This is a genomic window from Pedosphaera parvula Ellin514, from assembly GCF_000172555.1.
Classification (GTDB): domain Bacteria; phylum Verrucomicrobiota; class Verrucomicrobiia; order Limisphaerales; family Pedosphaeraceae; genus Pedosphaera.
Map to the genome: position 1 here is coordinate 46,844 of NZ_ABOX02000048.1, position 11,138 is coordinate 57,981.

At 53.3% G+C, this 11,138-nt stretch carries 11 protein-coding genes; 1 reads left to right on the forward strand and 10 read right to left on the reverse strand.

Annotated elements, in window-relative coordinates; translation table 11 throughout:
- Window positions 1-4: 4 nt before the first annotated feature.
- From CFLAV_RS25720 to CFLAV_RS25765, 9 genes are all read right to left on the reverse strand, one after another.
- Entirely contained in the window at window positions 5-1,057 is a 1,053-nt protein-coding gene (locus CFLAV_RS25720) for an efflux RND transporter periplasmic adaptor subunit (RefSeq protein ID WP_007417806.1), read from the reverse strand.
- A complete protein-coding gene (locus tag CFLAV_RS25725) occupies window positions 1,054-2,475 on the reverse strand; it encodes a TolC family protein (RefSeq protein ID WP_007417807.1) in 1,422 nt (473 codons plus the stop codon). The genes CFLAV_RS25720 and CFLAV_RS25725 overlap by 4 nt, the downstream gene beginning before the upstream one ends.
- A 144-nt stretch (window positions 2,476-2,619) precedes the next feature.
- A complete protein-coding gene (locus CFLAV_RS25730; protein ID WP_007417808.1) occupies window positions 2,620-3,219 on the reverse strand; it encodes a HupE/UreJ family protein in 600 nt (199 codons plus the stop codon).
- Window positions 3,220-3,239: 20 nt separating this feature from the next.
- Complete coding sequence (locus CFLAV_RS25735; protein ID WP_007417809.1) at window positions 3,240-4,418, reverse strand: GuaB3 family IMP dehydrogenase-related protein; 1,179 nt, start codon at window positions 4,416-4,418, stop codon at window positions 3,240-3,242.
- Between the two features lie 90 nt (window positions 4,419-4,508).
- Window positions 4,509-4,733: a SprT family zinc-dependent metalloprotease gene (locus CFLAV_RS25740; RefSeq protein ID WP_007417810.1), complete on the reverse strand. Its 225-nt coding sequence runs from the start codon at window positions 4,731-4,733 to the stop codon at window positions 4,509-4,511.
- 3 nt (window positions 4,734-4,736) lie between these two features.
- Window positions 4,737-5,519, reverse strand: coding sequence for an energy transducer TonB (locus CFLAV_RS25745; protein ID WP_150107595.1), 783 nt, complete (start codon window positions 5,517-5,519; stop codon window positions 4,737-4,739).
- Window positions 5,516-5,956: an ExbD/TolR family protein gene (locus CFLAV_RS33185; RefSeq protein WP_007417812.1), complete on the reverse strand. Its 441-nt coding sequence runs from the start codon at window positions 5,954-5,956 to the stop codon at window positions 5,516-5,518. Before CFLAV_RS33185 ends, CFLAV_RS25745 begins: the two co-directional genes overlap by 4 nt.
- Window positions 5,953-6,579: a MotA/TolQ/ExbB proton channel family protein gene (locus CFLAV_RS25755; protein WP_007417813.1), complete on the reverse strand. Its 627-nt coding sequence runs from the start codon at window positions 6,577-6,579 to the stop codon at window positions 5,953-5,955. Before CFLAV_RS25755 ends, CFLAV_RS33185 begins: the two co-directional genes overlap by 4 nt.
- Before the next feature lie 660 nt (window positions 6,580-7,239).
- Window positions 7,240-7,683, reverse strand: coding sequence for a hypothetical protein (locus CFLAV_RS25765; protein WP_150107596.1), 444 nt, complete (start codon window positions 7,681-7,683; stop codon window positions 7,240-7,242).
- A gap of 148 nt (window positions 7,684-7,831) precedes the next feature.
- On the opposite strand from CFLAV_RS25765, the gene CFLAV_RS25770 reads away from it, so the two are divergent.
- Entirely contained in the window at window positions 7,832-9,394 is a 1,563-nt protein-coding gene (locus CFLAV_RS25770; RefSeq protein ID WP_007417816.1) for a sigma-54-dependent Fis family transcriptional regulator, read from the forward strand.
- Window positions 9,395-9,743: 349 nt separating this feature from the next.
- Here CFLAV_RS25770 and CFLAV_RS25780 read toward each other — a convergent pair whose 3' ends face one another.
- The gene (locus CFLAV_RS25780) at window positions 9,744-11,102 is read right to left on the reverse strand and encodes an NHL repeat-containing protein (RefSeq protein ID WP_007417817.1); all 1,359 of its coding nucleotides are present in this window, start codon (window positions 11,100-11,102) and stop codon (window positions 9,744-9,746) included.
- Between the last annotated feature and the right edge of the window lie 36 nt (window positions 11,103-11,138).

Consider the following 11,138-nt stretch of genomic DNA (forward strand, 5'->3'; position numbering starts at 1 on the left):
TCTATTAGTCGGCTTTGATCAAGCCCTTACGCTCTTCTGAGAGCAACGCCTGCGCGGCAGCCACGACGAGACGGTCGTTCGGTGCAAATCCTTCGGTTACAAACCAACCTTTCTCGATCAGATGATCCAAAGGCACTTCCCTACGGGTAAAAACCGTCTCACCCGTCTGGACGTAGGCCCAGCCTTTTCCCTCGGAACGAACAATCGCCTCGCGCGGTATTACCATCCCTTTGATTGGCTCCCCGGCTACCTTCAAATACCCGGTAACCGCTTCGCCCGGCCGCAGTCTGGCCTCATTATTCTTAACAATGAAAATAAATCCTTGTCCCTGTGTCTGTGGGTCTACTGTGGTGGCAATCGAAAGAAATTGTGCCTCAATTGGATTCCCTGAAAGTTTTAAAATGCGAGCGCTTGTGGGATTTGAATCCAAATTCTCTCCTCCCGCCAGATTGATCCGCACCAGGGCCGAATCAAGCGAGGTGAGCAACTTCACGAACTCCGGCAAATCCTTTTGTTCTGCAATTGCCTTCCCCCATGCTAATGTCAGACGATCCTTCGCCGACTGAATCAAAAGCTGATCACGAACCGCTGCCGCCTCAGCAGCTTGAAGTACTCGATCCGACGCGTTGCCTTGTTCCTTTAAAGTTTTAAGCCGTTCCAGTTCTTTGCTGGAAGCATTGTAAGCCGCCTCTGCGGTGGCCAGATCATTTATTGCAACAGTCAAAGGAGAGGGATCAACCACGCTGCCGTACCCCTTCACTTCAGGGGTCAGTTCGGTTGCTGTTAGAGGTTCCACTTTCAGGCCGATACGTTTCTGTGTCTCGTCATCCACAGCGATGACAGTATTGCCATTTGCATCGGTCTTGACCCTTGATTCCTCGGCCGGATTTTTCTCATCCTTTGCTGCGGTTTCAGCCGGCTTCTTTTCTCCTTTGGTTGGAGCTTCCGCGGGCTTCTTCGCGTCCTTGGCCGGCTCATCCGCTGCATGCGCCTTGGTCATCACCAGTCCGCCGGCACAGGCCGCAAAAATAAGAGTGGATAAAAAGAATTGTCTCACGGTTTGTTCTCCTTCATCGCCTGTCGGCGCGGTGATTGCTCGATCAATCCCGGCTTTATGGAATCAATTGGACGTTGCAATGCATCTTCTACAGCACCCAAAGCCTGGTATAACTTTATCCGCGTATCCAACTGCACCAGTTCGCTGGTTGCCAAATCCAATCGCGCGTTTGCCAGATCCAGTTGATCAGCCACCCCAACGTTCACCTGAGCCTCCACAGATTGACTCTGTCTTTTCTGCTCTGCGGCCAGAGCATCAAGCCCACCGATTTGTGCGCTCGTGGTTCGATACACCGCCAGGCTGCGGTCTATTTCGGCAATCACTTTGCTCTGGAGCGCCATGAAACGGGCTGCAACCTCCAGGCGTTTGGCTTCCGCCTCGGCGATGGGCCCTTGATTCTGATTCAGGATTGGCAACTCGGCCGTGATCGCAAAAGAAAACTTATTGTCAGCCTGATCAAATTGATACCCGGGTCCCAAATGAACGTCGGGATACTGTTTGGCAATCTGAAGTTGCAGCGCAGATTGGCTGGATTCATACTCTGCGAGAATCGCCAGCACATCCGCACGGCCCTGCAGCGCCTGACGCCGAATCGCCTCCGTCACCAATTCACTCGCAGCAGGCAGTCGGGCACCGGGATCATAGGAAAAATCCATTCCTTCCAATTGTGACACCGGGATTCCAATCGCTTCCGCAACTCGCGCGCGTGCATCAGCCCTGGACGTCTGGGTCGTGAGCAAATCCAAACGTATTTTTTGCGCGGCTATTCGCACCAGGGTAAGCTCGGAACTGGCAAGAGCCCCGGCTTCCAATCGTTGTTGCAACAGTTTAATCACCCGCTCCTGAATTTCCAATTGCCGTTGCAACCAACCCTCCCGTTGACGCGAGGTCGTGTAATCAATCAAAGCCGAACGCAAATTGATCCTCACCTGCCAGGCAGCGGTCGCAATATTTAAACGCGCTGATTCGGAAAGTTGCGCCGCCTGCGTCTTGCGATATCGGCGTTTGCCCATCGTTTCAATCGGCAGATCAAAGCTCACCGCTGGTATCCATGGATTTGCTGGCGAAGTGGCACTGAAATCATATCCCGGCACCGCACTGAGGGTCGGATTGGGCCGCTCTGCAGCCGTCACCTCTCCGCCCCGCGCCAAATCCCATTGCGCTCGTGCCACGTCCAGGCTCGGATGGTAATAGAGAGCTGCCAGGGTAAGGGTCTCAAAATCCCAGTTTGCTGCCGGCCAATCGGCGAACTTTTTCTGAAGATTCTTTTCGAGGAATGCTTTGAAACCCGTATCGTTCAATGAACGGGACTCGAGCTTCGCCGCGGTTTCAGACGGCGAAATCGGGTGTGGCTGAAAACGGACACAACCTGCCAGTCCAACTACGACAACTGCAATAATTACAAACCAACGATTCAAGCTGGTTAACTGAATGAAATTGACTGGAAGAAAGCAAGTCTTCCTTCATTACAAACTTTTCACAAAGTGGAATCCTGCGTTGCAACAACAAAAAATCCTCTGTTTCAAACGAAACAGAGGATCAAATTTCTTTAAGGATTTCACTTATGCCAACCAGAGACAGACGCCCGTTACCGCAATCGCTGCACCGGCAAACCGTACGAACGGTGTGGTTGCTCGCTTCTGCGCCATCATTCCAAAGCCAAGGCCGCAGGCATGCAATGCCGCCGTCGCAACCACAAAACCGAGTCCGTACGAAACGCCGGAAGCTGCACTGGGCATCTCAGCACCATGCGCAAAACCATGAAACAAGGCAAAGACTCCAACGATTGCCATGCTTGCGATCAACGGCAGCCTGGCCGATGCGGTAATCAACAACCCAAGCACCAGCACGCTCGCCATAATCCCCGCTTCCACCATCAGCAGGTGCATGCCCGTCATCCCCAGCGCACCACCCAAAGTCATCAAGCTGATGAATGCGGTCGGCACCATCCAGATGGCCCTTCCACCTAACTGAGCCGCCCAAAGCCCTACCGCCACCATGGCAAGAATATGATCCAAACCATGAATCGGATGATTAATTCCGCTCGTAAATCCATTGCTCTCGCCCGGAAGATGATGCGCTTGCGCCAGAAGTGGCACGAAAGCAAATAGCGCGAGTAGGGACGATTTCTTCAAAAGGTTGCTGCTGTTCTGATTCTTCATAAACTTGGTTTAAATTCCTATTAACGGGTACCCATGCCGACACTTTGAACGGTCTGAAATAGCTTGCCCTCCGTTTTGATGCTGGGCGCAATAATGATTTCAGTTTCCTGAAACTCTCTAATACTCGCCGCCCCTACATTACCCATACAAGTAGTAATAGCCCCCACAAGATTTTGCGAGCCGTCATCCACCGTCGCCGGGCCAAAAAGAATCTGTTTCAATGAGCCAGTCACTCCCACCTTGATGCGCGTGCCGCGTGGCAAGTTGGCGTGCGGCGTGGCCATGCCCCAATGATTCCCCTTGCCCGGAGCTTCCTTGGCGCGGGCAAAAGCACTGCCCACCATGACCGCATCAGAACCACAAGCTAGAGCCTTGCAAACGTCCCCGCCTTTGCTCATACCACCATCAGTGATGATCGGAATGTACCTGCCGGTTTTCTTATGGTAGGCATCGCGCGCTGCTGCACAATCAACCGTCGCCGTGACTTGCGGCACTCCCAACCCCAACACTCCACGGCTCGTGCAAGCAGCACCAGGCCCTACACCAATCAGCACGCCAGCCACTCCGCAACCCATCAAATCCAACGTTACGTTGTACGTAACGGCATTGCCGATGATTACCGGGATGCGCAGGCTTTTGCAAAAATTCTCCAACTCCAGCGACTTATATTCCGTCGAAACGTGACGCACGGTCGATACCGTGGACTGCACAATGAAAATATCCGCACCCGCTTCCTGGGCAATCGCCGCAAAACGCTCGGCCTTTTGGGGAATGGAACTGACCGCTGCCAGCACTCCCGCCTTTTTCAGTTCCTCCACCCGACGACCAATCAATTCTTCCTTGATCGGCTCCAAATAGAGTTTTTGAATCAAGGACGTCACCTCATCCTTATCCGCCTTGACCACCTGCTCCAGGACTTCCGAAGGATTCTCGTAACGGGTTTGGACCCCTTCAAGGTTGATCACTCCGAGCCCGCCCAACTTGCCCATCTCGACGCAAAACTTCACATCCGTCACGCCGTCCATCGCGCTGGCAATGATCGGTATCTTCAGTTTGATATGACTGCCATCCTTGCGAGGAATCAGAAAACTCGTATCCACCTCGTTTGGATTAATCGTCACATCTCCGGGTACGAGCGCGATTTCATCGAACCCGTAGGTCACACGGGCTTTACGGTTCCGGCCAATCCACATTCCCATAAGTCTTTAATTAGTCTAATCGAGCGGTGAGAATACTCCCCGCTTTTGAGTCTAAAGTTGCAGCAGTTTGCAAACACCGCAACCACGATTTTAAAACTCTATCGCATCGTTCAACCTGCCGCATTGTGAACAGCGCGAACGGTCCACATCCACGTCGTCGGTATAAACCAATCCGCAGTTTTCACAGCGAAAAATCCGGTCTTCGGCCGATGCCGGACCGAACCGTCTGCGACGCAGCTCGGAATATACGGCGAGGCCGGAAAGCGCGGCAAGCAAAGAAACTACATAAGCAAAAATGAGGGCCTCGATTGACATAAATTATGGTCCTGCATTGACGATGTTCGTGCCCGCCAGTGCCACCGTATACCATTCAAAAATCAATTTCCCCCAAGTCACTCCCTCCATTTTGGCCGAACTGCTCAATCCATCCGAGCGGGTGGGCTCGAAGCATAGGCTTCTGGCCACATTCAACGCATACAAATCTGCCTCCTTGGAACCACTCCCGGAAACCAGCGCGGCAGAAAAAACAGTTCCATCCGGCTCCACGCTCACCTGCACTTCAGAGTTTTTCAGAATACTCGCTCCTGTCTGGGACCTCAGTTCCACGCTCCGAAGCAATGGCCGACCGACCAAGTCCCCAGCGACTCGCAACCTGGATTTCCCCTCAGCAATCGAAAATAGCGAAACATCGTCCAAATCCGGTTCGGACTCGCCCACAAGATCAAAAGGTCGGCTGAAGTTGGATCGCACCAACGTGCTAAAAAGGCTACCGAGTTGTTCTGCTGGCAGGGCCAAAAGGTTCGTTGGCCCCTCCCACTTGTCAAGGTCGTATGGAATTCCTGCGCTTCTCATCCATGCCAACCCGGAAAATCCCTCCCGGCTCGGCAGTGCGAACAACCTGGGATTTTCCAGACCCGGTATTTGCGCCCGTGAGTCTGGCGCCAAAACCATTGTGAGGCCGCCTTCCGGCCGACGCACCGTCGGCGACTTCCTCTCTCCCCACCAGAAAATCAATCCCACCTGCAGAAAAAAAAGGAAAACCACCATCCCCCATAGTTGACGAGACGGCCAACCGTTGGATTGAGCTGACTCGGACCTCATGGAGTTTTCGGTTTCATCGGCTTGTCGAAAATTCTTGGCAGAACCTCCTGCAAGGCCTGCTTGATCCCGGCTTCCTTCGCCAATTCCATCAAACCCACCCAGGTTTCCGTATCCACCGCATTGTCCGCCTGTACCACCAACGTCAACGCCTCGGGCGCTGATTTCGCCACTGCTGCCGCCAGCCGTTGCTTCAACTCTCTTTTGTCGATGATCTGGTTCTCAAAATAAAAAATTCCATTCTTGTCCACACCTACCGATACCGTCGGACCAGCCACTCCCGCCATCTCAGCGCTGGACGTTGGCAAATCCACCCGCACCCCCGGAGTATAAACCAGCGAGGTCAACAGCAGAAAAATCACGAGCAGGAAAAAAACTCCCGCAAACGGTGCCACATCCAGATGGCCCCGCATGATCTTGGCGTTGCGTGGAAACTTCATTTGCCGTTTTGGGCGGACGATTCAGTGACTATGTTTACGATCTCGGTCGCGGCCTTTTCCATATCCAGCACAATCGCATTCACCCGGCTCACCAGATAATTATAGGCTGCGTGACACACAATCGAAACCGCCAAACCCGCCGCCATGCAGATCAACGCCTGCCAAATCCCCGAGGAAAGTTCCTGCACATTGGCAAACACACCTTTGGAATTGATGCTTTGAAAGACCTTGATAAACCCCAACACCGTTCCCAACAATCCGAGCAACGGCGCCAACTGCCCCAACGTCGCCAGCAAATTCAGCTTCTCCTCCAACCGCGGCACCTCCGCCAATCCCGTCTCTTCCAACGACTCCCGCACCCGCTCGCGACCGTAATCACGATTCAAAATCGCCGTCTTCACCAGCCTGGCGACCGGCCCCGGCGTCGCATCACAAATCGAAATCGCTTCCACCACATTTTCCCGCTTCAAAACCGTCCGCACACCATTCAAAAACTCCGCGGAATTGATCTGCGCGCGATGACAATGCAAAAAGCGCTCAACAAAAACGGCAATGGCCACTGCGCTGGCGAATAAAATCACCCACAACATCGGCCCGCCCTTAAATAGCAAACTCGGCAACATGCCACCCTTTATACGATTCTAAACACAAAGTTTAAAGGTCAAACTCTACCCGCATCATCTCTCCAAAGTAAAAATTTCAACCTACCGATACCTACCGATACCTACCGATACCTTCCGAACCCCCTATAGATGTATGAAAATTTGACCACTCAGCACCGCTCGAAAAGCCCTCAAGTCCCGAGTTGATAGTTACTTCGTCCGTCTCGCAGCGATTTTCAAGACACGAATCGAAGTATTTCACAGTTACATCTCGAATCAAGGTCGTGTAAAGGAATCTCTTGTGCATAAATTATATTTTAAGCGTGTATTCTCGTTCTTAGTATATTAAATATAATACTTTGTCAATATGATTTTGTCATATTTTCAAAACGATTACCCTCTCGCAACCATGAAACGGACTAAAGCTCTTGCGCACCCCTATCGCGCACAAGACCGGCAAGCCGAAGCTCAAACAGCCATTGGAGGCAAACATAAATCCTTTCCCCCGAAAGCATGCTGGTTCGCCTCTCCCCAAGGCCCAACGGGCCAACCTTATCTTAGCGAAGCCCAACGGGCTGGAAACCTGCCCAAAAAAAGAACCCGCTTCGGCCCACGATGCTGGCTTTTCAACTCCCGCAATCCGAAGCGGAACAGGACAGCGCAATCTCCTAACTTCCGGGTTTAATCCGTTTCACCCACACTTCCCACCGCATTATTCCGCTCGTCCTCCTCAAACATCAGTTTGCACCCTCGCAACAACAATCCCACTCCCGACAGCGCAAAAACTGCCGTGCTCAACCCTATAAACAACTGCGGCAACTGCTCCCGACTCACAAACCTTAACGGATAAAGCACACCAGCCAGCCCCGCCCCGATTAAGACCACCGTGAATAGGAACTGGAGCAACTTGAACCCGCGAAACTGGCGCTTTACGAAAAACAATTTCCAATAAGCCCAAAACACCACTCCTCCCACCGCCGACGCCGCCATTGTGTACCCGGAAAACTCGAACGAACTGGGCAACCTGTAAGCTTGCAAGGTCGCCGCCAGGACCGCCCCGCCCAGTGCGCTACCCCAAATAACAATGCTCTGAAGATTTGAAGCAAGTTGAGTGTTTTTATCCATATTTCCCTTAACCGCAGCATCCATGCCATCACGATTTTATTCAGTACGGCACTGATTTTCAATACCTTACACATGACTCAGCCATTTTAAAATCGTGTAACAACGACGAAACGTTGTTACTCCAACGGCTCTACGTTATTCTGCTTCCATGAACGTCGACCTCGAATCGCTGCTTTCCATTTCCTTGGCCGTCGGTCAGGCACGCCACATGGATGCCGTTCTCCCCCTCGTCGTAACAGGTCTGACAGAGAAAGCCGGCTTCGCCCTTGCCAGAATCTGGCTCCTCGAAAAACCTCCAGTCACCACGCAGAACAAGCCCGCATCGAAATCAACCTTTCTCCAACTCGCCGCCAGCGCAGGTCGGTCGATCAACGACGGCCAACTTTGGAATAACCTCCACGGCGAGTTCGCCCGCATCCCTGTCGGTGCACGCAAGATTGGCCACATCGCCGAACGCGGCGAATCCCTGCGTCTCGACGAACAGGAAGTCGCCAATTCCCATTGGACCGCCCATCCCGACTGGGTCGCGCGGGAAGGGATCAAAGGCTTCGCCGGACACCCGCTCGTGTTTAAAGGAGAAATTCTCGGTGTCATGGGCATCTTCAGCCGACAATCGGTTTCCCAACAGCAGTTCCAATGGCTCAGACTCTTCGCCGATCAAGCCGCCGTTTCCATCGCCAACGCCCGCGCCTTCGAGGAAATCGAACGCCTGCGCGAACGGCTTGAACTGGAAAACGAATACCTGCGCAGCGAGGTAACGCAAAATTTCGGCGGCTTCGTCGGCCTAAGTCCCGCGCTCCAAAACATTTTCCAACAAATCGAATTGGTCGCTCCCACCGATACCAACGTTTTAATCACCGGTGAATCCGGGACCGGCAAGGAACTGGCCGCCCGCGCCATCCACGAACGCAGCAAACGCAACACTCACACCCTGGTAAAAGTAAATTGCGCCTCTGTGCCGCATGAATTGTTCGAGAGCGAATTCTTCGGCCACGTCAAAGGCGCCTTCACTGGCGCAGTTCGCGATCGCGCCGGACGCTTCGAGTTGGCCGATGGCGGAACGCTCTTTCTGGATGAAGTCGGCGAAATTCCCCTCGCCCTCCAGGGCAAATTGCTGCGCGTGCTTCAAGAGGGAGAATTCGAGCGACTGGGTGAAGACCGCACCCGCAAGGTGAACGTTCGAATCATCGCCGCCACCAATCGAAATTTGAAGGAACAGATTCTTGCCGGACACTTCCGCCAGGATCTATTCTTCCGCCTCAGCGTTTTTCCTCTGGACCTGCCGCCTCTCCGCGAACGACGTGAGGACATCCCGATCCTTGCCACTCACTTTCTAAAACTCGCCGCCGCGAGAATGAATTTTCCCACGCCGCCCTTGACTGCTTCCGACCTGCAAACTCTGACGAACTATTCCTGGCCCGGAAATATTCGAGAACTCCAAAACGTCATTGAACGCGCCGTCATCTTGTCCCGGGGCGGCACATTGCATTTCCAGCTAAACGAATCCGCCATTTCCCCCGCGCCCCATGAAACCCTCGCTGTCCCCTCAACCCAAAAGGAATGGCTCCAATCCCAACGCCCAGCCATCGAAGCCGCGTTAAAAAAGAGCGGCGGAAAAATCTACGGCCCCGACGGCGCCGCCGCCTTGCTCGGCCTCCGCCCCACGACACTCACCTCACGGATCGCCGCCCTGGGCATCAACCGACGCTAATCGATGGTCGTGTTGTTTGGAATTCCCTTACTTCCTCCTCTTTCCTCGCCCTGAAAGCCCCGAAGCGTATCAGCCCAGGGTTGGCGCACCTCTCCGTTCTCCCTGGCGCGACTACCCAGGAGGTCCAAAGGACCGGCTTTATCTTAGCCCACGCCCATCGGGCTGGGTAACTGACGCCCAAAACAATCCCGCTTCGGCCAGCGATTGATAACACCGTAACTGCGCCGAAGCGGAACCGATCGAGCCAATGATGCGTCCTCCTGGCTCGGAGTCCCGCCTTCAGGCGGTGCCTTTGTAACAACACCACCTCTCGCGAAACCCATGGCCCCATGCCACCAACTTCCGCTCATCACGGCGCATGCAACCGATAAAACACCGGCGCACCATTCACACTATTCGTCACTGCAAACTGATTGCCCAAAATCCCCGGTGCATTCGTCAACACACCCCACGCTGACCCCGGCAACAAGGAACTATTCGTCTCCACCACATAACGCGGCGCCCACGGCTCCCATTTCAACACTGCCTTGTTCGGCAAAGAGCTTATCTGCAAGGTCGGCGATGCCATCGACTCCACCCAACCGCAACGAACGGTATTATACGAGTGATCCGCAACGTAAAGATTACCATTCTTATCAAGAGCTACCGAGACAGGATTTACAAATGCTGCTTTGGTTGAAACCCCATCTAAAGGGTAACTAAATCCGGCCCGACCACCTACGGTGCTTACGACATAATCTGTCCCCACCACAGTCACTTTCCGAATCGTATAGTTGTACGAATCGGCGACATAAACATTACCTGCACTATCCACCGCCGGGCTTTCGGGCCACGTGAACAAAGCCTGGTTGTTTGTACCGTCCAGACTCCCATTTTGCTGATTGGTCGAGCCTGCAATGGTTGTCACCACCCAATTCGTTCCCTCCAATGTTAACTTTCTGATGGCGTTGTTCCCCGTATCCGCTACGTACATATTTCCTGCACTGTCCAATGCCAGTCCTATTGGAGAGTAAAAAAGAGCGTCATTATTGGTCCCATCTTTAAAGCCGTGGATTCCGGCCGCCCCCGCTATCGTGGTGACCACCCAGTTTGTCCCATCCGGCCTCAACTGGCGAATGGTGTCGTACCCATCCGTTACAAAGAGATTCCCATTCGTATCGCAAGCCATGTTGCCATATGGCAAGTAAAACCGGGCATCACTGTTCGTTCCATCAGCGCTACCACTGGATCCCGCCAACCCTGCGATCGTCGTCACAATCCAGTTTGTACCAATGGGAGACAACTTGCGGATCGTGTTGGCATACCCTTCTGCCACAAATACGTTCCCACTTGCATCCACGGCCAATCCAGTCGGGCCGGTAAATCTCGCCTCGGCATTCGTTCCATCCTTGGTTCCATAGGCTTGGTTTGTTCCAGCGATTGTCGTTACTACCCAATCCTTGCCAATGACCTCCACCTTCCGAATGACCCGTCCATTGTAGTCCGCCACGTACACATTTCCGCTGGCATCGCAAGCCACACTTTGGGGAGAATAAAAATGTGCTGCTGTATTTGTCCCATCCTTGGAATTTCCCGCCCCCGTCGCGCCTGTGGTCGGCGTTGTAAAAGTAAATAGTTGCGCCTTCACCGTCGTTCCCCATCCACTCAACAACAACCCCGCAGCCAGTACGCAGCAGCTCCCGATATTTTTGAAGTTATTTAGAACCATATGAATATTCCTTCCTTGTATGCAGCTTTAATCTAC

Coding starts and splice junctions, on each gene's coding strand:
- CFLAV_RS25780 (WP_007417817.1), bottom strand. CDS start 11,102: ATGGTTCTAAATAACTTCAAAAATATCGGGAGCTGCTGCGTACTGGCT.
- CFLAV_RS25730 (WP_007417808.1), bottom strand. CDS start 3,219: ATGAAGAATCAGAACAGCAGCAACCTTTTGAAGAAATCGTCCCTACTC.
- CFLAV_RS25745 (WP_150107595.1), bottom strand. CDS start 5,519: ATGAGGTCCGAGTCAGCTCAATCCAACGGTTGGCCGTCTCGTCAACTA.
- CFLAV_RS25735 (WP_007417809.1), bottom strand. CDS start 4,418: ATGGGAATGTGGATTGGCCGGAACCGTAAAGCCCGTGTGACCTACGGG.
- CFLAV_RS25765 (WP_150107596.1), bottom strand. CDS start 7,683: ATGGATAAAAACACTCAACTTGCTTCAAATCTTCAGAGCATTGTTATT.
- CFLAV_RS33185 (WP_007417812.1), bottom strand. CDS start 5,956: ATGAAGTTTCCACGCAACGCCAAGATCATGCGGGGCCATCTGGATGTG.
- CFLAV_RS25755 (WP_007417813.1), bottom strand. CDS start 6,579: ATGTTGCCGAGTTTGCTATTTAAGGGCGGGCCGATGTTGTGGGTGATT.
- CFLAV_RS25770 (WP_007417816.1), top strand. CDS start 7,832: ATGAACGTCGACCTCGAATCGCTGCTTTCCATTTCCTTGGCCGTCGGT.
- CFLAV_RS25740 (WP_007417810.1), bottom strand. CDS start 4,733: ATGTCAATCGAGGCCCTCATTTTTGCTTATGTAGTTTCTTTGCTTGCC.